Genomic DNA, 24,763 nt, shown 5'->3' with positions numbered 1-24,763 from the left:
GTGGATTGGTGACCCGCATTGCCAGCAAGGTGACGCATTTGGTCGTGAAAGCCGTGTTGCGGGCACGATTTGGGATCGATGTGCTGACATTTACGGTCATCAACGATGTCTAACTCACATCAGGCGTGGGTTTGTAAAAAAGCAAGCAAGTCGCTGGTGACTTGGGTTTTATGGCTGGCTAAAAGGCCATGGGGTGCATCATCATACTCATGAACTTGGGCATTGGGTAGGGCAGCGGCAACAGCGCGGGCAGTTGGCTCAATTGGCACAATCGCATCGCCAGTTCCATGAATGACCAAGGTCGGGACATTGATTGCCGTCAGATCAGGCCGAAAATCGGTTTGCGAAAACGCCGTAATACAGTCGAGGGTTGCTTTAAGGCCTGCCTGCATGGCCAATTGTTGCGACCACGCAATCACCTCAGGGCTAACAGGCCGACTAATTACGCCGACGCCATAAAAATCTTTGAAAAAGGTTGCGTAAAAGGCTGCGCGATCTTTGGTTATTTGGGCTTGCATGGTTTCAAACACGCTTGCAGCAACGCCGTCGGGATTATCATCGGTGCGCAAAAGATAGGGCACAACCGAGCCAATCAGGGCAGCTTGGGCAACATGGGCACCCTTGTGGCGCTGAAAATAGCGGGCCACTTCACCGCCACCCATCGAAAACCCAACCAGCGTTGCTTGGGTTGCATTGGTCGCAGCAATCACATCGGCGAGATCATCAGCAAAGGTATCGTAGTCATAGCCTGTCCATGGTTGCTCAGAGCGGCCAAAGCCCCGTCGATCATAGGCAATAACTTCAAATCCCGCTGTGGCAATTGGCAAGGCCACATCATCCCATGTATCGGCGCTGAGAGGCCAGCCATGAATTAAAATCACTGGACGGCCTGAACCCCAGCGTTTAGCATAGAGCTGAACCCCATCACGAGTTGTAACATGCATAAACATACTCCTTTTATTCTTTCATCAGCTATGCTGGTTATGCATAGTGCCACTGACCGTCAAGCACGATATATACCAATGAGCGCTAAAAGCTCTGATAGCCAGCGGCGATTGGTTGAATTGCACATCCATACTGGGCCAATGCCGCGGCAATGCCATCCTGAAGATGCGCACTGATATGCACATGCGCCAGCTGAACGCCTAATTGGGTGAGGGTTTGCGCCATTGTGCCATCAATCCCCACCAAAAGCACAGCGGCGCCGAGCAACGTAACTGCTTTGGTCATTTGCACAATTTGGTTCACGCTGGTTGGGTCAATTTCAGGCACGCCTGTCAGATCAATAATAACTTGTTCTGCTTGCCAATCAACAATCGCGGTCAACAGATCTTCGGTCAACTCTTGGGCGCGAATCGTATCCATCTGGCCAATCACGGGAACGACCAGAATTCCATCGTAGACTGGCATAATGGGCATCGAGCGTTCCCGTAAAAGGGAAACTAGTCGTTCTTGATCGGCCAAGCTTGCACGCAGGGCTTGCTCACGCTCGGTTGCATAGACCACAAAACATGCGGTGCTATCGCGCAGCACAAGATCATGGATGGCGGCTTGAAGCATAGGATACTCGGGATCACCACTTGCATAGGTGCTGTTGAGCATGGTAATAAGCGCAGTTTCGATAATCTTGATAATGACCGCAATCGATTGCGGTGTATAGTCTGGGTCATGCACTCGCAGCTTAGTCATGCGTTCGGCAAACATCTCAATTGGTTGAATTCCCGCAAAGTGGGCGATAACATTCTCGGCAATTAAACCTGCCAAGTGTGAGCAATCGTTTGCGGTCATTGCCGCATAGATTGTACCCTCGGCTGTGGCAATGCCAGCGTTAAGCAGGCTACAAAATTTGGCATGATCGGTGGTTAACATGGTGGCTAAGCGCTGGTTGATCACAAAAACTCCCTTGGTGTGAAGTGCTGTGAAAGCCATAAAGCAAACTCAATACCAAGATCTGGTGCACGAGGCTCTAACACCAATTTTGGGATGAGGTCTGCCGCTTAGATCGTGAATGCTTAGGGTATCTAACCAAGCAATACTTTAATGATCGGCGCTATGAGCCGTTGGAGTCAACGCCGAGCCTGATCACCCCGCATCCCCGCAGTGTGCTGGTGATGTTGAACGATGGGATTGTTGGCGGAGAGCCGCGGTGCGCTCTATCAGTGAGAGCGGCACCGCCAAAGAGGATAGGATGCGTTGGAAGCACCGTGTTGGCCTCATCAGTCTGATCCTTGTTCTTGGAGCGTTTTGGGTAACGATGATGTCCAACGAGCGCGATATGATGGTGCTCGATCTGCCGATTAATGCGTGTAGTATCTCGCCAAGCCGTGCCTATGTGCTGATTGTGCAGATGGATCGCCCGCTTGCTGAGCAACATCAGGTTTATTCACTCGCCACCAAGCAACCGATTCGGTTGCCCGAAGCAGACCAGCATGCCTATGGGACACCCATCGATTGGATGCTCGGCGCACGCACTGATATGTTGGTGCTTGAACCCCATTGGCTGATTGATCTGTCGACGGGTATTGTCACGGATACCCGCACGATTGATCCCCATAAAACCAGCCCATGGTGGACGACTGGCCCACGCTTTAATAAGCGCAACCGATCGCCTGATGGATGCTACCGGATCGTCCAAGGGCAGGTATCCTTGGTTCCGCTGCCGGGTAGTCCGCTGATCACTGACACCATCGTCTCCCTTGAGAATCCGGTTGCGGAATTATGTGGCAATCCATGGGAACCGGATAGTCGTGGGTTCTATTTCCTCGACTATAGCTATCAAGCGCGCAACGTGGGGCGTGGTCCGCTGCGGTTTCTCCTGATTAATCCGTAGATAGTTGCGATATTTGCGCACGGTTACATGTTGGCGGTTCAGGGTTGCGATCATATCGGCAGTCCAGCGGCTACGGGTGTGGCGAGTGGTTTGGGTTGGACCAAGATTACAGCCATAGCCAAAGACGGTCATAATGGCGCGTTCACGCGCATCCGAAAGTTTACTATCGCCCCCGGATGGCGGGCTAAAATGGCGTGGATAGTTCGTCCAATGGGCGACATTGGCTAAAACCGTCAGCAGTTGGCGATCCGGTAAAGCATCGGCGAGCGCGGCCTCGAAGTGGGCCAACCCCTCGGGGAGCGGAGCGGCAACGACTCGTTTTAGCGTAGGTGTTCCGTCCTCCGCCATCGTGAGCGCGGCATTTTCTGGATAGGCCTAGTCAACGGTCGTGGCCACCGTGCGGAGTTGTTCTTTTAACGCCGCCACCATCGCGGTGGCGGTCGTTGGTATCCCGGTTGCGGTGCAGTAGTCGGCGATCTGCGGAACACAGTCCTCCCATGGAACCAAATGTGCCCGATAATCGGCATAGTGTTCCGCACCAACCACGGCCATATCACCCGCCTTTAATTAGTCGGCAAGGGTACTAAAGATACACAGCTCGAGTGCTTGGCGACGATAGAATAGGGTCTGCTGGTGGCGAATATGATATGAATCGTGCGCTGCCATTGGTCGCTGGCAAAGGCCAGATCAAGATCGGCAGGGATCAACGCTACTCGGCGCTGGTTATGCGCAATGAGGGAGTCGATAGCGGTCATGAGACTATGATCGGTGGTTGTGGGCTGGAGGCGTAGCATCCGAACAAGCCGAAAAAAGAGGGGTTGATAGCGACTAAAATAGCTGGTCATCAGGAAATAGTAATTATTGCTATGATAGGCGGCGATTTTCCTATACGCTGCGTGCAATGCTGCTGTTCCGCCATGGTGGTGAAGCAGATCGCGCAGCGATACCCCGAACAGGGTATCATCAGGAATGGTGTCAGTTGTCTGAACGACCGTTCCGAAGATGTCCAACAGTGCCGCAGTCGTATCACGATGGGTTTCGCGGAGGCGGGTCAAGGCATCGCGTCCTGAGCGATGCATCCGTTTGATGCGTTTCAAGAACATCTCAATCAACTGATCACGGGTTCGCCGCTGGGTCTGAAGGCAGAGGCAGCGGAGCAAGGTCATGCGTTTGGCTTGGGGCATCCGCTCAGGCTGGAGATCGGCGAGATCGAGCGCGGCGGCTTCTGCCGCGAAATGCTGCATTTTCAAGGGCAGGATATGCGTGAGCCAGTTGATAGGATTGCCCAAGGAATCAAGCCATTGGACGCGCTGTAACCATACATCCAAGTGTCGAAAGGATGCACGCGGTGGCGGTTCTTTGAGCCGGGCAAACCCTGACCGCCCCGCTACGGGATCAACAACCAACAGGTGATCAACCGTTGTTTGGTGTTCTGCCGACAGTTGCGCAAGGGTTTGGTTGCGGGTATTGACGTGGGTTCGGATACGTTGGGCCAGATCGTCGAAGGTACTATAGGCGGGCAATTCACAGCGATGCCTAATCAATTCCTCGATCGCCGCATTGATCATATTAGCGGGGTTGTCCATATGGGTTGCGGCAGCATAGAGTACGTGCGAGAGGCGTTGGCGCACGTGGCGCGTTTGGTTGGATTGAGGGTAGAAAAAAGCACACATGTTCGTTATAATAAGCTCTAAGATTGTGCATGGAGGACTGTATGGGCCTTTTGACTTTCAGTATGAACGTGACCTTGGATGGCTGCATCGACCACCAAGAGGGCATTGCCGACGATGAGACCCACGCCTTTTTTACGAACCTGCTGGATGAGAGCGGCGCAATGCTGTGGGGCAGGGTTACCTACGAGCTGATGGAAAGCTCTTGGCCAGCAGTCGCTCGCGGTAATACGGAGGCACCACCAGCGCTCCGTGAGTGGGCGCTCAAGATCGATGCTAAGCAGAAGTATGTGGTTTCCTCGACGCGAACCGATTTCCCTTGGACGAACAGCCACCACATCAGCGGCAACCTCCGCACCGCTATTCAGCAGCTCAAGGACGCAACCCCGAATGGAGTCTTGCTCGGGAGCGCTCTGCTCGCGACCGAGCTTGATCGACTGGATCTGATCGATGAATACAAGCTGCTCATCCACCCTCGGATTGCTGGCCATGGCCCAACCCTCTACGAACGTGGGCTGCCTAGCACCAGAAAGCTCAGCTTTATTTCAGCGACGCCGCTGCACTGTGGCGTCGTTGCGATGCACTACCGACGGACACGCTGAATCAGCGAAGATTACAGTGGCTCGTTGCCGGAGCGGCGACGCGCTTAAGAATGAGGAGCGTATGCTAGGACGAATCGTGAATATCGTGAATCTTGATGCCCAGTATCGGCGACCGAGCGGCTGGCTGGGGCGCTCCATTGGCCGCGCCATGGCTCGCGACCACCAACCAGAGAATCGCTGGACGATCGAGGTTTTGCAGGCTGGACCAACCGACCAGATTTTGGAGATCGGCTTTGGCCCTGGGGTTGCGATTCAAGCGCTCAGCGCAATCGTCAGTGCTGGGCAGAGCATCGGGGTGGATTTCTCTGCAACGATGGTGCGAGCAGCGAGGCGCCGCAATGCTGCGGCGATTCGGGCTGGGCGGGTGCAGGTGCTTGGCGGCGAGGCGAACAATCTGCCGTTTGCAGCAGCGCGCTTTGATCAGGTCTTCAGCATTCACTCGATTTATTTTTGGCCCCAAGTCTCGGTAGCGCTGGCTGAGATCTGGCGGGTGCTGCGGCCAAATGGGCGCTTGGTGCTCACAATCTTGCCGCGCGAGCTGTGGAATCTCGATAACCCTGATTTACCAGTTGGTACGCCTGAATGTCGCCCATACAGGCCCAAACCCAAGATTTTTACATCCAGCCGCAACATGGCGTGTTTTAGGCCATTAGAATAGCCTAAAACAATGATTGCCATCTTTGAAAGATAAGACGGATTATCTTCCATCCCAGCAACCTCAATCAGCTCATACCAAGAAATAGTCTGTGATGATTTCAGAGAGGAATTCGGAATTATCTTACAATAGATGCCAAACTAGCTTCGCTGGAGTGAAGGGAGCCGATGATGACGACCATTGCTGCACATCTTGATGCCTTTTTAGACGCTATGCAGTATCGCCGCAAATTGCGGCCGAATACGCTTCGGGCGTATCGGTATGATCTCCAGCTGGCCGCCATTGCCATGCCGATGAATCTGGATAGCATCACCATTCAGCAGGTGGAGGCTTGGCTATACTAGGACTATGCATCCATCGCCACCAGCAATCGACGAGCAGCCAGCCTGAGTCGGTTCTTTACATGGGCAATTCGCCACGGGATATGTCTGATCGACCCAACCCAAGGACGCGAACGAAGAGCACCTCCGCATCGACTGCCCACACCCATTCGTGGGAGGGCTGAACGCGATTACCTCGATATGGCAATCCTTCGCACCATGCAACCCTATCGCCTCATCTTCACCATCCTGCGCGAGACTGGTATGCGCGCTAGCGAAGTGATCCGCTTGAATTACCAAGACATTTGTCTTGAACCTGGTCGTGAAGGTCTCCATCTTCGGGAACCTAAAAATGGGTATGATCGAATCGTGATCCTTGACCCTGATGCTACCCCAAGAACGGTCCGAGGACTGCGATCATGGATGCGTGCTCATTCCGCTGGTGTAGGGTATGAACCACTCTTTCGTTCGAATCGCCAGACACGCGTCTCCTATCGTGTGCTCTATTACCAATGGCAGCTTCTCTGCACAAAAGCTGGTCTCATCGATGTGCACGGTCAGCCTCGGTACACGATCCATCAACTTCGTCACACCCGTGCAACAGAACTCGTTGAGCAAGGCCATCAGTTGGAGATTGTGCAACGGATTCTTGGCCATCGTGATCCGCGTTCAACGCAAGTGTATGCAGAACTGAGTGACGGTGTCGTGCGTCAAGCGCTGAGAAACCAGCAGTAGTTCGTCGAAAATCCAAGATAATTACTGCTGGTTGGCAGAGAATGGATTGGGCAATTGGCTGCCAGGGGGAAGACGAAATCCTGCCGGTGAGAATAAAAATATTCAACGGTTGGATGTGCTGTCGGTAATCTGCTCTGTGAGAGCGCAACTGGGCACGTACAACGTCTGAGCCTCCCCTTGCTCAATCACTGGGATGCTCCGTGCAAGCGGCGCACGAATTTCTTTGGGTATGTGGTAACTTCACGCATAATTCATCTGGCACTCATGGTGTACCACGTTCGTTATGCCACTGCGGGTTCGGGATTATCCGTATCGACCAATCCATGACGGATGGCCTCGCGAGCTCGTTCCGATAATCGTTGATATGTCGCCCGAATCTGGTCTAACTCGTCCTCTTCCAACTCTTCCAAATCAAGAAGCGCATTATGAGCACCCTGCGTTGCACGGATCAATTCATCAAGTTTGATTTGAATGGCTTCTGAATCGCGCGTCTGTGTATTTTGAATCAGAAAGACCATAAGAAAGGTAATAATCGTTGTGCTCGTATTAATGACCAACTGCCATGTATCGCTCCAGCCAAACAGTGGTCCACTAATCATCCACAGGAAGATCACCCCGACCGCAAGACCAAACGTCTGTGGTCGCCCCGTGATATGGGCAGTCCACTTGGAGATTTGGGTAAACCGTGACCTCGGTTTGACGCTGTACATACTATGTCCTTTCTATGGTACCGATGGCAGGGATGGGGGGAAGACCGGCATCTCACACCAACCGTCCTCAAAAAACCATAGGCACGTTACGGGCTCTTCGGCACAAAGACCTCAACTCCCCGAACCACGATTGCTGGACCTCCTTGCCTTGTCCACCCCTAAGTCGTCAAGCTGGAAGCGAAGAAACCCAACCCGAGCACCGAGGCGCTTCACCTACAACGCCTCAAAAGTGCGGCGAACGCATAGATTCGAAAAAATTATACCCATTCACCATTCCACGCACGGTCTAGAGAGCTGTCCCAAAGATCGCTCCAACGCCAGCTGTTAATGCCATCGCAAGCGCACCCCAAAAAGCCACCCGCATGGCACCCACGATGATGGGCGAACCACCGGTATAGGCAGCCAAGATCCCCAGCAGCGTGAGGAATATGAGTGAGGTTCCCGTCACCAAAACAACGAGATAGGAATTAGCCGCAAGCACAGCGGTCATCAGCGGGAGTATCGCGCCAACGGCAAAGGCAGCCGCCGACGCAAGCGCTGCTTGGATGGGACGGGCACGCATGGTTTCGGAGATCCCAAGTTCATCGCGGGCGTGGGCCGCGATGGCATCCTTCAGCATCAATTGCTCGGCGACTTGCTCAGCGAGGGATGCGTCAAGGCCACGGCGACCATAGATGGCTGCCAGTTCCGCACGTTCAGCGTAGGCATCCACGGCGAGTTCCATGCGCTCACGGTCAATATCCGCTCGTTCCGTATCTGCCTGGGAACTGACCGATACATATTCGCCTGCGGCCATGGACATTGCCCCTGCAACCAAGCCAGCAATGCCCGCCACAACCACCGACTGATGGGATGCGTTTGATGCAGCCATTCCAACCACCAGACTGGCAGTTGAGACAATCCCATCGTTTGCGCCTAAGACTGATGCACGCAGCCAGCCGATATGCTGGGTTCGATGCTGTTCTCGATGTGCGGTGGCCATGGTGACTCCTTTGAAATCCAGGGAGCGGGTAAACCCCATGTCTCTGATTCTCAGCGCAATACGCTCAGCGTGCATTCCGCTGCACCCGATCAGGAGCAGGTTGCACCAACCAGTCGATCAGGGTGTATGCCTATGCCCGATCGATCCGTGAATGAGCAGCGCCTTGCACGGCAAACACCGATCCGATCATGTGCAGACGCGATGAATGACTGTCAGCCTTCGCACGGTTACGCACTGACCGGCTGAATGCCAAAGCGTGCGGCGACCTCGGGGGTAATCAATCCTCGGAGCGCATAGCCAAGTCCGGTGATGATGAGGCCGAGGATGAAGAACCCGATGCCGAGGGCCATCGCACCGTAGGATGCGCCGAGCGCCATTGCCGACAAACTGAGTGAGGTCACGAGACTCGCCGCAGTGAGTTGAGTCGTGCGTGCTTGGTTTGCCACAGGCTGACCCATCGCATCCTTCAATGCCGCATCAACGGTATTTGTGCCAGATGGGTCGCCGCTGGCAACAGCAAAACGACCCATCTGGGCATAGGATAAGCCATTGGAGCTGTCAGCGGCATGATGCTGAATAAGTGCGGCCATGCTGAGCACCGTTGCGATCCCGGTTACTGGGGCATTCGGGATCGAGGCATCCGCGGGGGTTGTAATCTGTTGTGAACGGAGTTGCTCACCGACGAACCCATGGATAACGATGCCAGCGCCTGTGATGACCAATCCACCACAGGTAAAAAGAACGCCGATCACCATAACGAGCGTTGGAAAGAGTCGTATCGTTTTCATCCCGACCTCCTCGCTGCAATGCAGCGGTCATCGTGGTCTGATTGCTGTGGTACGTGTAGGCTCCCCGCAGGTCGAATTATGACTCCACCGTCGTTTGCGCCATGGTGATTGACTCCATGTGATGGATGGTCAAGAGCATCGTGCTCGCGATCTCAGCCCGCACGCTATGCGCAATGGCGGGATTGAGGAAAAGGATCTGTCCCGCATCCAAGCGATGATCATTCCCTGCGATCTGGATGCTCAACCTGCCGTTCAGTACCTGAATACTGACGATTCCTTGGGCAACATGATCGGGAAGTTCACCGCCCGCATCAAAGACAAATAAGACGAGCGTGACTGGGGCTTGACGGAACAGGGTTATCTGCCGATGCCCGTCGATCGCGGAATGCACCTCATTCACGAGGTGATCGACAGCATCGGCAAGATGCAGAATCTGATTGTTGCCGATACCGCGTGTGATGGGATGGTCGCGGAGCCGAGGTGCTCCGTTGGATACGGGAATAGGGTCGATCATAGTAACTCCTTGGATACGGATACGTGCCAATAGGCAGATCATCGGACAGCCCTCCGTATCGATTGCGATAACCTACGTGCGACGGCAGTCTCCGTGGTTTCGGACACAAGCCGATCGGTGAGCGTTGGATTAAGCAGGGTATGACGACGGATGCGGGTGGGTGACTCTCCAAGCGCACGGGGGGCGTGTGGGAGCCATGGGTTGTCGGATACCAGCTGAGCGATTGTCTCTTCAATCGTGCCACATCATGGCACTGTATCGTTGTCTTCCTGAAATGCTGATGGCACGAGGAGGCAGAATCCACCTTCGGTATTCCAGACATCTCGATCACCATGATCGTTTCCTGACAACCCATCTTGGGTGGATGATCCGACCGCTTCATCGTGACAAACCGCCGCATGTGACGTATTAGGAGCAGGACTCCTGGTATTGTTTTGGTTATCGGGTAGGATAGACCATGGTGATTGATTCATCGAGGATTCCTTTCTGCGAGGCATTGGTGATCAACAGCTGCCATCCTTCTGCATATAGTCTTGTTCTAGGGGGACGGCCATGCTTTGAGGGGGACTTGTTCTGATAATCATCGCAGCGTTAATCCCCGCAGCAATCAGTGGCTCAGTAATTCCTGCCGCCGTCGTATCATGATGAATCCAAATGATTCCGTCCCGATATTCTAGGTGCAGTAAACAATGATGGATACGATGGTGCCCGTTCCATCCAATAACCATGACGAGATAGCGATGCTGATACGGGTCAAAAATGGTTTGGAAACTATAGTTTCCATAGGCATACGGAACGCAGGTTTGTTCCGTTAAGACCAGTTCAAGGATTGTGCAGGGGCTTGTGCAGGTATCCATTGAATTGCCTCCTCTTGGGTTGCATCAACCACGATAAATCGCATTTGATAGGCCGAACGTAACAGATCCCTCAACGGTGCGACGAACAAGGCCGTAAATATGGCTCGATCTAGCGCACAGTAGAGCGTGCACATTGGGTCAAGTCGTCCAAGAATTGCTTGTGTCACTAAGGCTTGCCCCAAGAAGCATGTCAATGGTGGTACGCCACTGTCATCGTGCGGAGGGTAGATCGCAATCGTGATAGAACGATGGCTGGTGCTGTTCGCCGCAAGATCGAGTTGGCTTTCGATCCCATACCAGAGCATGCGTAATGGTTGATGGGTGATTAACCATCCCTGCCGTTCTAAGGCTGGAATCATGATGGAAGCCATGGTTGTATGAGACAGCATCGTTCTCAGCTCCTGCATGGAATGCGGTACACTTCGCCTTTCGGTAGGTACCCTATATTGAACTGATTACCCTTGGATTTATGGTGGATCGCTTGTCGGTATGATTCGAGCAAGTGGCGCACCAATTAACGTCTCAACTTTAGCAACGAGGTCGGTAAAACTGGCCGGAAGTTCGAGCACATCGCAGCCAGCTGCTTGTAAAAAGGCTTGCTTACCTTGTATAAAAGCATGATCAACCATTGTCACCAGAACGGGGATCTGCACCGTATTTGGATCAAAATGGAGTAATTTAAGTAATGGCCAGCCTGGAGCGGATGCTTGAAGGCCTACATCGAGAATAATTAAGCTCGGTTGGCTATCCCGTAACTGTTGATAGGTCTGGTCAGTGGTCAGGTAGGTGGTGGTGGCATAGCCTGCTTCAAGCAAGAGTTCCTGTAATAAATCTAATAATGCCAAATCATTATTAACAACAGCAATCGTTTGGGGCACCATAGGATGCTCCTTTATTATGGACTAGCGCAAGCAGTAATTGTCTGCGCATTGTGATCGATGCGGAAATTCCGCAGTCGATCATGGTTTCCGCTTGCATTGGGCCAGCCCAACGCAAGCGGGATGGATTAGGCATACGACTCCGGTTGACTCTCGGCGGTGCGCGTAGCGGATGGATCAACCAGCCGCAGTCGCATTGGTCGGAGGGTCGTAACCCGCAACGACGAATGACACGTCGCACAGATCACCACGCTGCCGCAATGCAAGACCCCCGAGAGTCCTTGTTTCGCACGACAGATGGGACAGGCAACCACGGTTATGCGAGCATAGGTGCTCATACCGTGCGTTTTGGTACATCATCGATCCACGGATCACGGCGCTCACCGGTTTGTGGATTATAGTGTTGTGGCCCAGCCTCAACGGCGAGTGGCATGGTCGTTGGTGGTGGCATCGCAGCATCGATGGGAATCACTGGTCGTTGGACAGGAGCGGCCTGCCCACGCTGGCGGAGGTTCTGATAGTAGGTTTCGATCTGGCGTGGAAAGGCAAACAAGCCAACCATCAACATCCCACTAGCCAAGGCCGTCAATAGGAGCATCCATAAAGGCAGGGCTGGTGTTTGCCAATCGAAGAGGTGCAGCGAAATCGCCGTTGTGTTTTGGATGCCAATTGCTGCAAAGAGCACGATTAAGATTCCCGTAACGATACCAAAAATGGCTTTCATGAGGAGGACTCCTTTGCCTATGGTCGCACTGTGCTGCATGCTGGAAAGCTGGATAGTGATCCAACCATTCCAACAACGCAGGAACAGGAATGCCACGGCAATAGTAGATCCATTCAGGAGCAGTTCCTGAATAGGTGGTAGGTGGTGCCATGAAGCAATAATGCTGGAGACACGCAACCCATAGATGTGGGTTATCACCATAGAAGAGAAGGGGAACTCGGTGTGATAGGATAACCAACGGTTATCGATGGGGGAGTGGCCGAGTTGAGGAGCACGATGCACTTGAAGTGATACACAAGCGCATCTACGTATTACTATAGCACACTTTCCATAATAAACAAGCTGCTGGTATCGTTTCGCTTCAACCATCACGTCTGAACCCGCTGACTTGATATCGATCCCTATCCCAAGGGGAGAGGAACTTTACAGAGCCAGCTATCGAGCGTACTCTTTTGGATGTAGCCGCATGCTTCCTATGTCATCGCCACCTGATGACGTATTCTTCCCACACTTTTCTTCAGTTGTTGGCGTGTTTCGCCCAATCTTTGGGTGGGGTCACGCCCTGCAAAGCTCGACGATGCTCACCAGATGCACTACCGAAATCCTTGCCCAACCAAGTACTAATTCTTAGATAGCAGCGGAGATCAGCTGGTTGAGGTCATACGCTGCGCTTGGATTGGCGAATGGGTTGTAGGCGTATCTTGGTTATGGAGGAACTTCCCTATGCGTATCATCCATCGTTCAGAACAAACCATTCAAATGGCGCAGCATTATGAAACATGGGATATGCCGCTGCCGTTGCTACAAGCCACAGCAAAAAGTAAGGGAGCATCAGTGGCTATCACGATCCAGTCTGATGCTGATGTTGAGCCAGGTAAGGTGGTCTTTAACTTTGATGACCCATCGATTGTGATTATCAATAGCACAATCACAAGCCTGCGCACTGCCACCCTTGAAACGAATACCCCCAAACTTTCAGGAAAAAAGATCTCTTTTGATGTTCTGACCCTTTTTCATCAGCATTATGGTGAGGCGATGATTGATTAATCAGCCAGTTTAGACCCTGTTCGTGGCATAATTACCACCACGAAGCGATTCCAATTAGTGTCTGTCGTTGTGTTTCTCATGCGATGGTGCTATACTAGAGAGGTGAAGTAGCGCATTTGTATTTCACATCCCTCCTAACTCGGCCATATCCCCCACTCGATAACCATTTTGGTTATCCTATCATTCCGAGTTTTCACTATCAGATTTATGTTAATGATTGCAGGTGTGTTGAACACCATCATTGTTGTTGGCGAAAACGCTACCATAGCATAATGGTCGCTTGATAGCTACAATGATTGGTTATTTACGCCTACAAAAATCCCGCATGGTGACGCGCCGTTGCATCGGCATGTACTTAAAGGGATACGTCATCACGCTCCGAGTCATCCACATATGGATGGCTTGGCCTTCATTGTTGTTGTATGCACCCCTGTTGCTGGATGCACCTTCAATCAACCCGCTGGCTGCGCCGCGAGATAGGATATGTTGATGAAGCCGAATGGGATGCAGATCTTATTAATTGACCATGATGGGCATGGTATACCCCTCCTGGCGTCGATCATCACGGCACTGCAAACCGTCCAGTATCGCCTGATTGCAGTTTCCGACCTCGACCATGGCCTGCGGATACTGGCAACGCGCCGGATCGATGTTATTCTCGTGCGACTGCCACTGACGGATACGGCCCGCATGATTATTCAAGCGCTGTCTGATCATGCAGCACCCTATCCGCTCATTTTCTCCGCCCCAAACGCCAATAATCACACCCTGATCCCGGCGTTACACGGCGGGGTGCACGCCACACTGTTCGATGATGATCTGACGCCAGCCCTTTTTCAGCGGACACTTGACTATGCGTTTGCACGCGTCGCACACAGAGCGGCAGAAGATCATGTCCAAACGCTCACCAGCACGCTGGCAGTGGCGCTTGATACAACCCATCAGATTCACCATCATCTGACGATTGCGATCCATGAACTGCAAACGCCCATCAGTATTTTGCTGGGCTATATCGACTTATTGGAGCGACGCGTTGCCACATGGGGTGGCATTCCCCTGCGTGAACGGCACATGATTAATACCATGCGGATGCAAGCGATTCACGTAGGACGACTGGTACCAACATTGTTGGATAGCACGCTGATGACCCACGATCTGGGGCCGATTCAGCGTCGTTCGCTTGACCTCCGTGCGGTGCTGCGAACGGTCGTTGATGCCATGCACGGCATGCGCGCCGCGCATCTGTTGGTGTTGCGGGTTCCTGATGAAGCTATATGGATCGCAGGCGATTATGGGCGCTTAGTCCAAATTTTTCAGAATCTCGTGCTCAATGCCCTGCATTATAGCGGGATGCAGAGTGCCATTACCATCACCCTCGCTGCTGATGGGCAAGATCACCATTCAGGATTCTGGGGTTGGTATTGCTGCCGATGACCTCGAGCAGATTTTTCGTCCATTTTTTGACACTGCTGATCCCCATGGGGCGGCACGGATTGGTCAAGGACTTGGCTTGGCCATTGTGCAAGAACTCATCCAACAACACGAAGGCAGCATCACGATTGCCAGTGCGGTTGATCATGGAACAACCATCACTATCCAGTTTCCCGGGAGTGTTCGGCAACCCCGCCTACCGGAACATCTTTCAGCACTGCTGGTGAACGCTCCCAGCAGTGCTGGTCTTCACGGGAGCACACGATGAAAAAACGTTCTGTTCTGCTTTGGCTGAGCCTGATTGGTGGCCTGATGCTGCTCGGCAATGCGAGCCCACAACCACAGGTGACGATGCGTGGTCTGACCCTTCCCGTGTGGCAGATGCTCATGGCGATCGTGCTCATCATGCTCAGTGGAGTCGCGCTGCGGTTTATTGCTTGGCAATATCATGAGTATCGCACGCTCTACAACCACCCACCCACCCATTGGAATCAATGGCCAGACGATCCCCTACCATCGAAACCGACCATGCGCTAACCCAATGGCTGTTTTAGAAGGGAGTTTGTTATGGTGGCCGTTTCGCCCACCACGCTCATCGAAACCGTCCTGATGGCCATGCCATGTCCTGATACGCTGGGCGCATGTACGATGCAAACGGTGTTTGACCGTGAGCAACAGCAGTATATGGTGGTGGTCGCGGGGTGGCACGGGCAGCATCGGATTCATCAGTGTCTGGTGCATATCGCCTATCACGATGAGCGGGTTTGGATTCATTGTGATCACACGATCCATGGAATTCCTGAACGCCTCATTGCTGCGGGGATTCCTGCCTCCCGCATTTTGCAGGTTTTCCCGCTGGCGAGTCTACGCATACCCTAGCCGCCCATGGCGCTCCTGATCATTTAAGAAAGGGGCTATCGATGGATAGTCATTGGTTTACACCCGATCATCAGCACTATTTTCAGGTAGGGATTGCGGCCTATCCGCATCCCGTTCCGGTGACGAATGCCCTGCGCTGTCTGTTGTTCGGGTTTAGTCAGCAGGATCACCCGCTGGTGATCCATCCCCTGACGTTTGCTGAGCCGAATCATTTTGGGACCTTCACGCAGCGCTGGATGAGTCCGCAGATGCAGGGGAATGCCATCGCAGGCTGGACAGGCTTTATGGCCTTACGCTATCTGTTGGGCTACTTTAGCCAGTGGGTGCTGCTCCCACCGGCTATTCGCTATCAGGCGTGGCATCCGACCGCTCGCACAGTTACGCCACCGGTTCAGGTGATTGCCGCCATTCGGGCTTGGGATGTGGGCTGGGAACAGCAGCTTACTACCCTTTTGCCACAAATTGAAACATTGCGCCACCCACCATATACCGCTATGGCAGGGTGATTGCTTCCCGTTAGTACAGGAGGTGTGGCATGCCGACACCACAGTATCCATCGATTCGCTCAATTTTACTCATTGGCAATTATGCTCCGCGCCAGTGTGGGATTGCAACCTATACCACCGATTTGCGCATGGCCTTGCTTGAAGCGTATCCGCAGAGCAAGATCGACGTGATGGCCATGAATGATACGCCTATAGGCTATGACTATCCCGATTCAGTCGTCTTTACGATTGATCAGGATAACCCAGATAGTTATTACCAAGCTGCCGATTTTATCCGTTTGAGTTCGTATGACCTTGTGTGTATTCAGCACGAATATGGGATTTTTGGTGGGGCATCAGGGCGGAATCTGCTCTTGCTCATTCGTGCCATCGCGATTCCGATCGTTACCACCTTACACACGGTATTACGCGAACCAACCGCCGATCAACAGACAATTTTGTGGGAGCTTGCGCAACGATCACAACGGATTATTGTGATGAGTTCGCATGCGGCCGATTTGATGCAGACAATCTATGGGATTCCATTGGCACAGATTGATTGTATTCCCCATGGCATTCCGGATCTGCCATTTCGTGATGGCTATGAGGATAAACAACACGCCAATCTGACGGGCAAGCAGGTTCTGCTTACCTTCGGCTTGCTGTCACCAAATAAAGGGATTGAAGATGTTTTATATGCATTACCGTCCCTGATCCAACAGCATCCGCAGGTGCTCTATGTAATTGTTGGAGCAACGCATCCAACCGTTCGTCAAACCGTTGGCGAGGCCTATCGTGAGATGCTGCAAGCGCTAGTCGAACAGCTTGGGATTCAAGCCCATGTGCGGTTTCATGATCACTTTGTGAGTCCGAGCGCTTTAGCAATCTATATGGGTGCGGCTGATATTTATATTACGCCCTATCATAGCCAAGAACAAAGCGTCTCGGGTACTTTAGCCTATGCAATTGGGGCGGGGAAGGCGATTGTCTCGACACCCTACTGGTATGCAACCGAACTCTTGGCCCATGGTGGTGGCATGCTGGTTCCGTTTCATGATCCAGCGTTGCTCGCTCAACAGATTAACACGCTTTTAGCCGAACCCCAGCTACGTCAAACCATTCGCGAACGCGCCTATCAACGTGGGCGCACGATGCTCTGGTCGGTTGTTGCCACGCACTATATGCGCAGTTTTATCCAGGCACAGACGCACCCCCGCCATCCCGTGCTCGTGCTGGCGAATCAACCCATCATGCACGATTCGCTGATCATCCCACCGTTATGTCTTGATCATCTGATCGCTATGACCGACGATATGGGCTTAATCCAACATGCGATCTTGACGCTTCCGAATTATCACGAAGGCTATGCGACCGATGATAATGCGCGGGCCTTGATTGCCATGATGCTCCTCGATCCTATCCAAGAACCACAGGCACAGTGTTTGGCAATGCGCTATTTAGCGTTTCTCTGGTATGCCTTTAATCCAGCGACGCAACGCTTTCGCAACTTTATGGGGGCAAATCGGCAGTGGGGAGAGGCGACCGGCTCGGAAGATGCCCATGCGCGCAGTATCTGGGCACTTGGCACGGTGCTTGCGCAGAGCCATGATCCAGGTTTATGCGGCGTTGCACAACGGCTGCTCCGTTTCGCACTTCCAGCGGTGGCTCAGCTGACCCACCCACGGCCATGGGCTTTCGCCTTGCTGGGATTCGCCGCCTATCGTCGACGTTTTCCTGGTGATCGCACGGTTAGGGCATGCCAATCGCACCTCGCTGAACAATTATTAGCTCGTTTTCAAGCGGCGCATCAGCCTGATTGGGAATGGTTTGATGATCATCTGACCTATGATAATGCGGTGCTGCCGCATGCATTAATCGTCAGTGGTCAAACCCTTCAGCGCCCCGATATGGTTGCGGCTGGATTAACGGCCTTGACTTGGCTCTGTGCGATTCAGCGGCCGGAGGCTGACCATTTCAAGCCCATTGGCTCGAATGGGTTTTTCCAGCGTGGGCACGCTCCAGCGCACTATGATCAACAGCCAATTGAGGCCCAGGCAACCGTGTTGGCAGCATGTGCCGCCTTTGAAAGCACTGGCGATTCAGGCTGGTACGATGAAGCCCAGCATGCCTTGTCTTGGTTTCTCGGCCACAATGATGCAGGCGTAGCCCTCTATGACCCACGCACTGGTGGGTGTGCTGATGGCCTAGAAATTGATCGGATTAATCAAAATCAGGGTGCTGAATCAACCTTGGCCTTTTTAATCAGTCGCTTGACGATGCAAACGCTCACACCACCAATCCGTCTTGGAACGGCAGCGAGCAAGGGAACCAGCGTCGCTCCCCCAACCCAGATTGGGGTGAATGTGATTCCCCCACGCGATCTTCGTTTATCAAGACCATTGTAGTGTCTCATGGCGAGACAGTTTGGAATCCATGATGATCCAGCAAAATCGACTCGATCTGTTCGCACGGCATCCAGCTAATCCGATTTTACAAGCCAGCGATTGGCCATACCCGATTAATAGCGTGTTTAACCCAGGCGCAACCATCCTTGCCGATGGAACAACCTTGTTATTATGCAGGGTTGAAGATCGGCGTGGGCATTCGCATTTCTGTGCAGCGCGCTCGGCCAATGGGCTTGATACCTGGCAAATTGATGCCCACCCAACCTTTGCGCCTGATCCGCAGCGGTATCCTGAAGAACAGTGGGGCATTGAAGATCCGCGCATTACCTATCTTGAGGAATTAGCGGCCTATGCGGTGGTCTATACCTCGTATGCGACTGGAGGTCCGGGCGTTTCTTTGGCAACAACGACCGATTTTAAGACCTTTACCCGCTATGGAGTGGTGATGCAGCCCGAAAATAAAGATGCGGCACTCTTTCCCGTGCGGATTAACGGCTTATGGGCGATGATTCATCGCCCGATTGGCGCACAAGGATCGCATATTTGGATGTCGTTTTCACCCGATTTACGCCATTGGGGTCAACACCAGTGTATGCTTGAGGCGCGCAAAGGCGCATGGTGGGATGCCAACAAAATTGGGTTGTCGCCACCGCCCATCGCCACCGAAGAAGGCTGGTTGATGATCTATCATGGCGTTCGGATAACTCCTGGTGGCTGTCTCTATCGGATTGGCGTAGCCCTATTCGAGACCGACCATCCTGAGCGTTGTCTGCGGCGTGGCGAACCATGGGTCTTGAGTCCGCACACAGAGTATGAACGCCATGGTGATGTTCCCAATGTGATTTTCCCCTGTGGCGTGACCGTCCTGCCGGATGGCGATACCCTGCATGTCTATTATGGAGCCGCCGATAGCTGTATTGCGGTTGCGATTGGCAGTATTCGCCAGATTCTTGATTGGCTGACGATCTATGGCCTCCCATCAGAGACACCGTCACACCGTTGATACGACGAGCCACGATACGCGTAGGGCTGGACAACCGAGGGGTTCGTCCAGTCATCGTTGATCGTCCTCGGGGGCTGAGCAATCGTTATCGGAATGGGTCTTGCCCATGATCGTGGCGGCGACCTACGGTACGGAACCCCTGATCGGTTAGCGGGGTATGCAGTGGGAAGAAGGATGCACGAGCGCGATTAAGACACGCCCATGTCTATGCTGCGTATCGGCGATCGCCACGCATACCGATCCTCGTGGAGCCGTCGCACGGTGTGTTCAATCGCTCGTGCATCACGCCCCAAACAGCGCTCACCCACAAACGAACGGTAACAACCCATGGCGGTGTCATCTCCACAGGTTTGATATCGTAGAATGCAGTGTTCAAATGATCCCACGAGCGTTTGTTCCAGAGGTAGCAAAGTAACAAGCCAACCAGAAGTTTGTAATAGTTAATATTCTTTAATGCTCTTGCGGCTGGATGTAAAAAACTTGGGTTTAGGCCTACTTGGAACAATCTTACGCAAACAGAGCAGGAAAATTTCAAAAAACGGATGCCTTTTTATCGTGGCAGCGCGCCAGAATCACAAATTGATGGGTATATGACCAACGATCGCACGTATTCGGCAGGCGGACGTGCCCTTGATCGTTCCACTGTGAGGAGCTACTGATGCATTCGATCCCTGTTCTCGACACGTTATTCGAACGTCGCTTGATCTATCCTGATATTGCTCATCATGAACGGTTAGAGCGCCTAATAGGCCTTGACGACCATAAAAGTCGTTTGACCAAAATCTTAGCTCTGCTTATTAATCCAGCTGGATTGGAATTATGGATGAAACGCTATCATCATAACGCAAATAATCTCCTCCATACGATTTTAAGTCGGCCTCCTTTAGTAATTCTTGCAGGGGATGTTGGTTCTGGTAAAACAGAACTAGCCGAAACAATTGGAGATGCTGTTGCTCGACAGGAAGATATCGAACTTACCCTTCTTCCTCTTAGCCTATCAACCCGTGGACAAGGTCGGGTTGGAGAAATGACACAATTACTTTCATCAGCCTTTGATTACACGGTAACCGAGGCTACAAAACTGAAAGGAAGCTCAGAGAAAGCTCGGGGTGGAATTATCCTGTTGGTTGACGAAGCTGATGCATTGGCCCAATCTCGCGAGGCAGCCCAAATGCATCATGAAGACCGCGCTGGTGTTAATGCATTCATCCGTGGAATTGATCGGCTTGGCAATGGCAAGCTGCCAGCAGCCGTTATTATGTGTACTAATCGTCTCGAAGCACTTGATCCCGCTGTTAAGCGGCGGGCAGCTGATATTCTTCTATTTGATCGGCCAACTGCAATGCAGCGACGGGCTGTTTTAATACCAGTCTTTGAGCAGCTAGGATTTTCATCAACGAACCTCGATGATCTTGTTGCTATTACTGGTCCGCAACAACCTGATGACTCTGGGTTTACGTTCTCAGATCTTACCCAACGGCTTATACCAGCAATTATTCTCGATGCATATCCATCGCAACCAGTTAACCCGCAGCGCGCACTCGAAATCGCTCGTACTATGATACCAACACCACGTTTTAGGGAGAAGAATATATGACGAACTGGTCTTTATCACAACTCCTTGCAGGGCTGCACGATGATATTCAACAGCGCCTAGAGACTTGCCGAAAAAGCTTTGCACATCCAGGAACAAAGGGTGATGCTAGCGAAAAAGTTTGGCTTCAGTTACTAGAAACATATTTGCCACAGCGCTATCAAGTTGCAACCGCCCATGTGGTTGATAGCCAAGGGATTTTCAGCGAGCAAATTGATGTGGTTATTTTTGATCGGCAATATTCGCCTTTCATCTTTAATTACCAAGGGCAGATTATTGTTCCGGCTGAGAGCGTTTATGCTGTTTTTGAAACAAAACAAACAATTAATGCTAACTATGTTGAGTATGCGCAGAACAAGGTTGCAAGTGTTCGTCGCCTCCATCGAACGAGCCTTCCTATTCCGCATGCAGGAGGATATTATCCACCAAAGCCCTTGATCCATATCTTAGGAGGAATTCTCACGTTCGATAGCGATTGGAATCCACATGGTGGATTCCCCCTCGAATCATCACTGAACAAGAGCGAGGCAATAGGCCAGCTTGATATGGGATGTATAGCGGCATGTGGTCACTTTCACTTGAACTCAAGTTCGGGTATGTATGATATTACATTAGAAGGTAAGCCCGCGACGGCATTTCTCTTTAAACTCATTTCAGAACTTCAATTTAGTGGGACAGTACCAATGATTGATGTTCAAGCATATGAACATTGGCTAACTAGGTAGAAATGGAGAGTAAAATTATAAGAAGTTGATTGCGTCATGGAAATGTATCAAATAATAAAGGAAGTAACTAGCTGAAAAAATCCATAAGAACCAACGAACTAAAAGTGGGGTATTGCAGCGGCTGTTCTTTAGAACAACCAACCATATTGCTGAGTTGACAGTTAATATAACATTCACTCATCAAGCGTATTGATGTCATACCCCATACTATAATTCTAATCCTCCCAAATCAAAAACTCTACAACTACAACAAACGACATAAGTCACCCACTAAGGCCCACTAGTTACGGCCATCAACGGCATAATAGATTGTGAAAAAAAGTGAAAACGACCGTTTCCGTTCCATTGCTGTATACAGCCCTATCCCCCAGATTGCGTATCCGAATACGCAATCTATGACACTGCGGCATGCGTGCAACGGAGCCAGCCTCGCGTTAGATATAGCGGAGTTGATTGATCATCTCGTCACGCGGAACATCGTTCAACACGACCAGCAAGCGCCGCGCGATCTCATAGGGCGGGCGGCGGACAGCAATAATAATTCCTGCATGGGGTTGGCCAGCAGCAAAGAAGGCTTCCGCCAGCTGCTCAAAATCATCGCGATTGTGGGTCACAAGGGTCATCCCCTGGCTGGCTGCATACGTCAATTGGTCATTATCAGCCAGTGTTAAGAGGGCGGCATCGCGGGTCGTGGTTGCGGCAAACCCGCGGGCGCGAATGAGATCGGCAATGAGCACATGGACATCTTCATCAAGGTACAGATGGAGAAACAGATCGCTCACAACAGCCTACCTCACGCATCAAGCAACTGATCCGGAATCCGATTGCGCTCGATATAGGTATTAATCTCCGCATGGTGGTCACTATAATAACTGAGCGCATCAAAGATTTGGGCGAGGGTGAGGTGCGGCATCCCCTGGCGAATCTCTTCGGGAGCCATGCCCATCCGCCACGATTCGACGATCGCCCGAATGGGGGTGCGGGTTCCCTTGATAATGGGTTCGCCCCGTAAGATCCGATCATCGGTCACGACATAGGGATGTTCAGTCATTTGAATGGCCATCGAAATCTCCTTGGCTGGGTGGTGTGTGCTGGTGTGATTGGTGGCGCATCCCGCAGTGGATGTAGGTTTAGTCTACCGCACGATCGGTGCCAAATCAACCAGTGGTCGCCTTGTCTACATCAATAGTGGGTTCTGATGCAAAATAAGATATCAGTATTTCTAGATCTAAATGGCACAAAATTTCACGAATCGTTGCATAGAATAGAAGTACTCCCGTTGTAAACTTTTACACTGTAACATTCAATATAGATAGATCGTACCGAAACAATATACCCATAGCTGGAGGCTGCCATGATTTTACGAACATTTACATACCTTGATACAAATATGCTCACGAGTTATCTATCAGTTTTAGAAGGACATGCGCTTGATGGTGGTATTGAGGAAACTCGTGCTAAGAAAGGAAATAAATCTGCTGGATTAACGGGACGATTGACCTTAGGAGTAAGTACTGAAGGCTCTTTAGAAGAAAAGCGAAAACTAGCGGATACTGATGCCACAAAATTTCAAAGACTGTATGACTTATTAGACAACCAAGGGCAAATTCAACGACTTGAGGCTTTCGATGAAGAGATTTGGAATCAGTTATCGAAAGATGAGATAATAGAGGTAGATGCTGACCTCTACTTTCCTCAATTGTTTTCTACCATCGAATTAATCGGTGGGGAGAATGCATTAAAGGAATTTCTGCAAGAATTCTCATCAACTCAAAGCTTTTCGAAACAGCATGAGGCACTCGTAAAATCTTTATTGAAAGGCCAAACAGAAAATCGAGCGATTCCTCTTTTCTTTGAGGCAGCAGGAACACAAGATTATGTATTTGGTGGGAAACTTAATCGTCAATATCTTCATCTCGATCATATTCCTGATCTGCAAACAGAAGCAACTGTGTTTGGGAAAATAAAGAAAATCATTCCTGCAGGAAAAAGTGAAGTTTTCTATAGCCCACTTGGATCGGTAATAAATCAAGTATCCAATATTCGAGGTGCGCAGCGGGGCAATAGAAAAAAATACATTGCTCCCCCACCAGATCCATCACAAAGCGGTGCTGTGGAGTTGATCGAAGGGCCTGCCGCAATTATCCTTCCCTTAGCAATCTACAACTAATTTCAAACATTATAAGGATTTAAATCAGCCTTTTCCATTATATTCGTTTCGTTTTGAGGCTTTAGTCCGGCACGCCTCAAAATATTAAACACACATACCGAACTATTAATAAACCTAACGTTTATGAAGTCAATAGCAAATATAGAATAGCCTATTCTGATGATCCACTTATATACGCTCATATGTGTCAGTAATTAGATTGACATATTATGTTTACAAGGATATAAGATCGAATCTTATATCCTTATAACTTCTAATGAATCCGTAAAACTAACGAATGGATGAGTCTTTTTGTATTCCATCAACACCATAATCTGCGCTGTAGCAATAATAGATGCCATAAATATCTATATCATTATCGTATATAAATAGGCGTGTTCGTTCAATTAATGAATTTCTTGAACGAATAGAAAGTTTGCGATAAAAATCAACATATATAAGAATAGCAGTTTCCTGATCATATCCATGGTTTATTTTGCTAAGGCAACGCTCAAAAGCAAGATTAACTATTTTTTTCTCTTCTTCATCAACATCGACCATTTCAGGATCTATAATAATATTTCTTCCGTCACGACTAGCATTACCTGTCAAAACAGCAAAATGATTCCTAGATAAAGCTTGACACATCATTGTAGGCTCTGTCTGATAATTCAGGATACCGATGTCGCTGGTGCAAGGATACGCACCAAGCGTTGAATCATCGCCAGATGGACGAATCCGAGATAGTTCAGGGCCAGTTTCTCAAATCGCGTGGCCACC

33 protein-coding genes and 1 pseudogene are annotated in these 24,763 nt (G+C 51.2%); 18 read left to right on the top strand and 16 right to left on the bottom strand.

Features of this window, described 5'->3' with window-relative positions:
- Positions 1 to 113 (top strand): annotated as a pseudogene (locus SE18_RS28420) (IS982 family transposase); the annotation flags it as partial.
- Between the two features lie 6 nt (positions 114 to 119).
- Here the strand turns inward: SE18_RS28420 and SE18_RS11420 are convergent.
- Both SE18_RS11420 and SE18_RS11415 read right to left on the bottom strand, forming a co-directional pair.
- Complete coding sequence (locus SE18_RS11420; protein WP_054534593.1) at positions 120 to 944, bottom strand: alpha/beta fold hydrolase; 825 nt, start codon at positions 942 to 944, stop codon at positions 120 to 122.
- Positions 945 to 1,029: 85 nt separating this feature from the next.
- Positions 1,030 to 1,929 carry an STAS domain-containing protein gene (locus SE18_RS11415; protein ID WP_054534592.1) on the bottom strand — a complete coding sequence of 300 codons (900 nt, stop codon included), beginning with the start codon at positions 1,927 to 1,929 and terminating at the stop codon, positions 1,030 to 1,032.
- Between the two features lie 259 nt (positions 1,930 to 2,188).
- Between SE18_RS11415 and SE18_RS27165 the strand changes: the two genes are divergently transcribed.
- On the top strand, positions 2,189 to 2,830 hold the full coding sequence (locus tag SE18_RS27165) for a hypothetical protein (RefSeq protein WP_054534591.1): 642 nt from the start codon (positions 2,189 to 2,191) through the stop codon (positions 2,828 to 2,830).
- On the opposite strand, the gene SE18_RS28345 is transcribed toward SE18_RS27165, so the two are convergent.
- Genes SE18_RS28345 through SE18_RS11405 form a run of 3 tightly spaced genes read right to left on the bottom strand, consistent with a single transcriptional unit; the run spans position 2,717 to position 4,461 of the window.
- Positions 2,717 to 3,178: a Tn3 family transposase gene (locus SE18_RS28345; protein WP_083469859.1), complete on the bottom strand. Its 462-nt coding sequence runs from the start codon at positions 3,176 to 3,178 to the stop codon at positions 2,717 to 2,719. The genes SE18_RS27165 and SE18_RS28345 overlap by 114 nt on opposite strands.
- Before the next feature lie 27 nt (positions 3,179 to 3,205).
- Positions 3,206 to 3,382, bottom strand: a complete 177-nt coding sequence (locus SE18_RS27490) for a hypothetical protein (RefSeq protein ID WP_160319501.1) — start codon at positions 3,380 to 3,382, stop codon at positions 3,206 to 3,208.
- A gap of 11 nt (positions 3,383 to 3,393) precedes the next feature.
- Entirely contained in the window at positions 3,394 to 4,461 is a 1,068-nt protein-coding gene (locus SE18_RS11405; protein ID WP_160319500.1) for a DUF4158 domain-containing protein, read from the bottom strand.
- Between the two features lie 83 nt (positions 4,462 to 4,544).
- On the opposite strand from SE18_RS11405, the gene SE18_RS11400 reads away from it, so the two are divergent.
- The 4 genes from SE18_RS11400 to SE18_RS26740 all read left to right on the top strand — a co-directional run bounded on the left by SE18_RS11400 (position 4,545) and on the right by SE18_RS26740 (position 6,812).
- Positions 4,545 to 5,102, top strand: coding sequence for a dihydrofolate reductase family protein (locus tag SE18_RS11400; protein WP_054534589.1), 558 nt, complete (start codon positions 4,545 to 4,547; stop codon positions 5,100 to 5,102).
- Positions 5,103 to 5,163: 61 nt separating this feature from the next.
- A complete protein-coding gene (locus SE18_RS11395) occupies positions 5,164 to 5,760 on the top strand; it encodes a class I SAM-dependent methyltransferase (RefSeq protein ID WP_054534588.1) in 597 nt (198 codons plus the stop codon).
- 167 nt (positions 5,761 to 5,927) lie between these two features.
- Positions 5,928 to 6,101, top strand: a complete 174-nt coding sequence (locus SE18_RS27160) for a site-specific integrase (RefSeq protein ID WP_160319499.1) — start codon at positions 5,928 to 5,930, stop codon at positions 6,099 to 6,101.
- Positions 6,102 to 6,278: 177 nt separating this feature from the next.
- On the top strand, positions 6,279 to 6,812 hold the full coding sequence (locus tag SE18_RS26740; RefSeq protein ID WP_083469857.1) for a tyrosine-type recombinase/integrase: 534 nt from the start codon (positions 6,279 to 6,281) through the stop codon (positions 6,810 to 6,812).
- A gap of 281 nt (positions 6,813 to 7,093) precedes the next feature.
- Here SE18_RS26740 and SE18_RS11380 read toward each other — a convergent pair whose 3' ends face one another.
- The 8 genes from SE18_RS11380 to SE18_RS27485 all read right to left on the bottom strand — a co-directional run bounded on the left by SE18_RS11380 (position 7,094) and on the right by SE18_RS27485 (position 12,265).
- Positions 7,094 to 7,522: a low affinity iron permease family protein gene (locus tag SE18_RS11380; protein ID WP_054534585.1), complete on the bottom strand. Its 429-nt coding sequence runs from the start codon at positions 7,520 to 7,522 to the stop codon at positions 7,094 to 7,096.
- Positions 7,523 to 7,808: 286 nt separating this feature from the next.
- On the bottom strand, positions 7,809 to 8,504 hold the full coding sequence (locus SE18_RS11375; protein ID WP_054534584.1) for a VIT1/CCC1 transporter family protein: 696 nt from the start codon (positions 8,502 to 8,504) through the stop codon (positions 7,809 to 7,811).
- 227 nt (positions 8,505 to 8,731) lie between these two features.
- Positions 8,732 to 9,292: a hypothetical protein gene (locus tag SE18_RS11370; RefSeq protein WP_054534583.1), complete on the bottom strand. Its 561-nt coding sequence runs from the start codon at positions 9,290 to 9,292 to the stop codon at positions 8,732 to 8,734.
- Between the two features lie 76 nt (positions 9,293 to 9,368).
- Positions 9,369 to 9,806 carry a cupin domain-containing protein gene (locus SE18_RS11365; protein ID WP_054534582.1) on the bottom strand — a complete coding sequence of 146 codons (438 nt, stop codon included), beginning with the start codon at positions 9,804 to 9,806 and terminating at the stop codon, positions 9,369 to 9,371.
- A gap of 503 nt (positions 9,807 to 10,309) precedes the next feature.
- Complete coding sequence (locus tag SE18_RS28340; RefSeq protein WP_083469856.1) at positions 10,310 to 10,663, bottom strand: element excision factor XisI family protein; 354 nt, start codon at positions 10,661 to 10,663, stop codon at positions 10,310 to 10,312.
- Positions 10,618 to 11,052: an element excision factor XisH family protein gene (locus SE18_RS11360; protein WP_054534581.1), complete on the bottom strand. Its 435-nt coding sequence runs from the start codon at positions 11,050 to 11,052 to the stop codon at positions 10,618 to 10,620. Before SE18_RS11360 ends, SE18_RS28340 begins: the two co-directional genes overlap by 46 nt.
- A gap of 78 nt (positions 11,053 to 11,130) precedes the next feature.
- Positions 11,131 to 11,544: a response regulator gene (locus SE18_RS11355; protein WP_054534580.1), complete on the bottom strand. Its 414-nt coding sequence runs from the start codon at positions 11,542 to 11,544 to the stop codon at positions 11,131 to 11,133.
- A 331-nt stretch (positions 11,545 to 11,875) separates the two neighbouring features.
- Positions 11,876 to 12,265, bottom strand: a complete 390-nt coding sequence (locus SE18_RS27485; protein ID WP_054534579.1) for a lipopolysaccharide assembly protein LapA domain-containing protein — start codon at positions 12,263 to 12,265, stop codon at positions 11,876 to 11,878.
- Between the two features lie 723 nt (positions 12,266 to 12,988).
- Between SE18_RS27485 and SE18_RS11345 the strand changes: the two genes are divergently transcribed.
- The 11 genes from SE18_RS11345 to SE18_RS11300 all read left to right on the top strand — a co-directional run bounded on the left by SE18_RS11345 (position 12,989) and on the right by SE18_RS11300 (position 21,834).
- Positions 12,989 to 13,312: a hypothetical protein gene (locus SE18_RS11345; RefSeq protein ID WP_054534578.1), complete on the top strand. Its 324-nt coding sequence runs from the start codon at positions 12,989 to 12,991 to the stop codon at positions 13,310 to 13,312.
- A 489-nt stretch (positions 13,313 to 13,801) separates the two neighbouring features.
- A complete protein-coding gene (locus tag SE18_RS11340; RefSeq protein ID WP_054534577.1) occupies positions 13,802 to 14,746 on the top strand; it encodes a sensor histidine kinase in 945 nt (314 codons plus the stop codon).
- Positions 14,670 to 15,011, top strand: coding sequence for an ATP-binding protein (locus SE18_RS27970; RefSeq protein WP_236706851.1), 342 nt, complete (start codon positions 14,670 to 14,672; stop codon positions 15,009 to 15,011). Before SE18_RS11340 ends, SE18_RS27970 begins: the two co-directional genes overlap by 77 nt.
- Entirely contained in the window at positions 15,008 to 15,280 is a 273-nt protein-coding gene (locus SE18_RS11330; RefSeq protein WP_054534575.1) for a hypothetical protein, read from the top strand. Before SE18_RS27970 ends, SE18_RS11330 begins: the two co-directional genes overlap by 4 nt.
- Positions 15,281 to 15,310: 30 nt before the next feature.
- On the top strand, positions 15,311 to 15,622 hold the full coding sequence (locus SE18_RS11325; protein ID WP_054534574.1) for an element excision factor XisI family protein: 312 nt from the start codon (positions 15,311 to 15,313) through the stop codon (positions 15,620 to 15,622).
- Between the two features lie 41 nt (positions 15,623 to 15,663).
- Positions 15,664 to 16,128 (top strand): hypothetical protein, encoded by a 465-nt coding sequence (locus SE18_RS11320; RefSeq protein ID WP_054534573.1) that lies wholly within the window; start codon positions 15,664 to 15,666, stop codon positions 16,126 to 16,128.
- Between the two features lie 29 nt (positions 16,129 to 16,157).
- Positions 16,158 to 18,512 (top strand): glycosyltransferase family 4 protein, encoded by a 2,355-nt coding sequence (locus SE18_RS11315; protein ID WP_054534572.1) that lies wholly within the window; start codon positions 16,158 to 16,160, stop codon positions 18,510 to 18,512.
- 28 nt (positions 18,513 to 18,540) lie between these two features.
- Positions 18,541 to 19,515, top strand: coding sequence for a glycoside hydrolase family 130 protein (locus SE18_RS11310; RefSeq protein WP_054534571.1), 975 nt, complete (start codon positions 18,541 to 18,543; stop codon positions 19,513 to 19,515).
- A gap of 443 nt (positions 19,516 to 19,958) precedes the next feature.
- Entirely contained in the window at positions 19,959 to 20,174 is a 216-nt protein-coding gene (locus tag SE18_RS28335) for an HORMA-1 domain-containing protein (protein ID WP_160319502.1), read from the top strand.
- Positions 20,174 to 21,112 (top strand): AAA family ATPase, encoded by a 939-nt coding sequence (locus SE18_RS11305; RefSeq protein ID WP_054534570.1) that lies wholly within the window; start codon positions 20,174 to 20,176, stop codon positions 21,110 to 21,112. The genes SE18_RS28335 and SE18_RS11305 overlap by 1 nt, the downstream gene beginning before the upstream one ends.
- The gene (locus SE18_RS11300) at positions 21,109 to 21,834 is read left to right on the top strand and encodes a DUF6602 domain-containing protein (RefSeq protein WP_054534569.1); all 726 of its coding nucleotides are present in this window, start codon (positions 21,109 to 21,111) and stop codon (positions 21,832 to 21,834) included. Before SE18_RS11305 ends, SE18_RS11300 begins: the two co-directional genes overlap by 4 nt.
- A gap of 434 nt (positions 21,835 to 22,268) precedes the next feature.
- On the opposite strand, the gene SE18_RS11295 is transcribed toward SE18_RS11300, so the two are convergent.
- Positions 22,269 to 22,616: a DUF5615 family PIN-like protein gene (locus SE18_RS11295; protein ID WP_054534568.1), complete on the bottom strand. Its 348-nt coding sequence runs from the start codon at positions 22,614 to 22,616 to the stop codon at positions 22,269 to 22,271.
- Positions 22,617 to 22,627: 11 nt separating this feature from the next.
- Positions 22,628 to 22,897 (bottom strand): DUF433 domain-containing protein, encoded by a 270-nt coding sequence (locus SE18_RS11290; protein WP_054534567.1) that lies wholly within the window; start codon positions 22,895 to 22,897, stop codon positions 22,628 to 22,630.
- A gap of 291 nt (positions 22,898 to 23,188) precedes the next feature.
- Here SE18_RS11290 and SE18_RS11285 point away from each other — a divergent pair, with 291 nt between their 5' ends.
- A complete protein-coding gene (locus SE18_RS11285) occupies positions 23,189 to 24,004 on the top strand; it encodes a DUF6414 family protein (RefSeq protein WP_054534566.1) in 816 nt (271 codons plus the stop codon).
- Positions 24,005 to 24,274: 270 nt separating this feature from the next.
- Here the strand turns inward: SE18_RS11285 and SE18_RS27155 are convergent, their stop codons facing one another.
- Positions 24,275 to 24,634, bottom strand: coding sequence for a hypothetical protein (locus SE18_RS27155; RefSeq protein ID WP_152976621.1), 360 nt, complete (start codon positions 24,632 to 24,634; stop codon positions 24,275 to 24,277).
- Positions 24,635 to 24,763: the final 129 nt, after the last annotated feature.

This window comes from Herpetosiphon geysericola, assembly GCF_001306135.1.
Taxonomy (GTDB): domain Bacteria; phylum Chloroflexota; class Chloroflexia; order Chloroflexales; family Herpetosiphonaceae; genus Herpetosiphon; species Herpetosiphon geysericola.
Note: the sequence above shows the minus strand (reverse complement) of the source record. Positions and strands in the feature narration are given on the sequence as shown.

Coding starts and splice junctions, on each gene's coding strand:
- SE18_RS28340 (WP_083469856.1), bottom strand. CDS start 10,663: ATGGATACCTGCACAAGCCCCTGCACAATCCTTGAACTGGTCTTAACG.
- SE18_RS11420 (WP_054534593.1), bottom strand. CDS start 944: ATGCATGTTACAACTCGTGATGGGGTTCAGCTCTATGCTAAACGCTGG.
- SE18_RS27160 (WP_160319499.1), top strand. CDS start 5,928: ATGACGACCATTGCTGCACATCTTGATGCCTTTTTAGACGCTATGCAG.
- SE18_RS11285 (WP_054534566.1), top strand. CDS start 23,189: ATGATTTTACGAACATTTACATACCTTGATACAAATATGCTCACGAGT.
- SE18_RS11305 (WP_054534570.1), top strand. CDS start 20,174: ATGCATTCGATCCCTGTTCTCGACACGTTATTCGAACGTCGCTTGATC.
- SE18_RS11395 (WP_054534588.1), top strand. CDS start 5,164: ATGCTAGGACGAATCGTGAATATCGTGAATCTTGATGCCCAGTATCGG.
- SE18_RS27485 (WP_054534579.1), bottom strand. CDS start 12,265: ATGAAAGCCATTTTTGGTATCGTTACGGGAATCTTAATCGTGCTCTTT.
- SE18_RS11370 (WP_054534583.1), bottom strand. CDS start 9,292: ATGAAAACGATACGACTCTTTCCAACGCTCGTTATGGTGATCGGCGTT.
- SE18_RS11380 (WP_054534585.1), bottom strand. CDS start 7,522: ATGTACAGCGTCAAACCGAGGTCACGGTTTACCCAAATCTCCAAGTGG.
- SE18_RS11400 (WP_054534589.1), top strand. CDS start 4,545: ATGGGCCTTTTGACTTTCAGTATGAACGTGACCTTGGATGGCTGCATC.
- SE18_RS11320 (WP_054534573.1), top strand. CDS start 15,664: ATGGATAGTCATTGGTTTACACCCGATCATCAGCACTATTTTCAGGTA.
- SE18_RS11315 (WP_054534572.1), top strand. CDS start 16,158: ATGCCGACACCACAGTATCCATCGATTCGCTCAATTTTACTCATTGGC.
- SE18_RS27490 (WP_160319501.1), bottom strand. CDS start 3,382: ATGGCCGTGGTTGGTGCGGAACACTATGCCGATTATCGGGCACATTTG.
- SE18_RS11290 (WP_054534567.1), bottom strand. CDS start 22,897: ATGGCCATTCAAATGACTGAACATCCCTATGTCGTGACCGATGATCGG.
- SE18_RS11300 (WP_054534569.1), top strand. CDS start 21,109: ATGACGAACTGGTCTTTATCACAACTCCTTGCAGGGCTGCACGATGAT.
- SE18_RS11330 (WP_054534575.1), top strand. CDS start 15,008: ATGAAAAAACGTTCTGTTCTGCTTTGGCTGAGCCTGATTGGTGGCCTG.
- SE18_RS11345 (WP_054534578.1), top strand. CDS start 12,989: ATGCGTATCATCCATCGTTCAGAACAAACCATTCAAATGGCGCAGCAT.
- SE18_RS26740 (WP_083469857.1), top strand. CDS start 6,279: ATGGCAATCCTTCGCACCATGCAACCCTATCGCCTCATCTTCACCATC.
- SE18_RS11355 (WP_054534580.1), bottom strand. CDS start 11,544: ATGGTGCCCCAAACGATTGCTGTTGTTAATAATGATTTGGCATTATTA.
- SE18_RS11375 (WP_054534584.1), bottom strand. CDS start 8,504: ATGGCCACCGCACATCGAGAACAGCATCGAACCCAGCATATCGGCTGG.
- SE18_RS27165 (WP_054534591.1), top strand. CDS start 2,189: ATGCGTTGGAAGCACCGTGTTGGCCTCATCAGTCTGATCCTTGTTCTT.
- SE18_RS11360 (WP_054534581.1), bottom strand. CDS start 11,052: ATGCTGTCTCATACAACCATGGCTTCCATCATGATTCCAGCCTTAGAA.
- SE18_RS11340 (WP_054534577.1), top strand. CDS start 13,802: ATGAAGCCGAATGGGATGCAGATCTTATTAATTGACCATGATGGGCAT.
- SE18_RS11365 (WP_054534582.1), bottom strand. CDS start 9,806: ATGATCGACCCTATTCCCGTATCCAACGGAGCACCTCGGCTCCGCGAC.
- SE18_RS11415 (WP_054534592.1), bottom strand. CDS start 1,929: ATGGCTTTCACAGCACTTCACACCAAGGGAGTTTTTGTGATCAACCAG.
- SE18_RS27155 (WP_152976621.1), bottom strand. CDS start 24,634: ATGATGTGTCAAGCTTTATCTAGGAATCATTTTGCTGTTTTGACAGGT.
- SE18_RS11310 (WP_054534571.1), top strand. CDS start 18,541: ATGATGATCCAGCAAAATCGACTCGATCTGTTCGCACGGCATCCAGCT.
- SE18_RS28345 (WP_083469859.1), bottom strand. CDS start 3,178: ATGGCGGAGGACGGAACACCTACGCTAAAACGAGTCGTTGCCGCTCCG.
- SE18_RS11325 (WP_054534574.1), top strand. CDS start 15,311: ATGGTGGCCGTTTCGCCCACCACGCTCATCGAAACCGTCCTGATGGCC.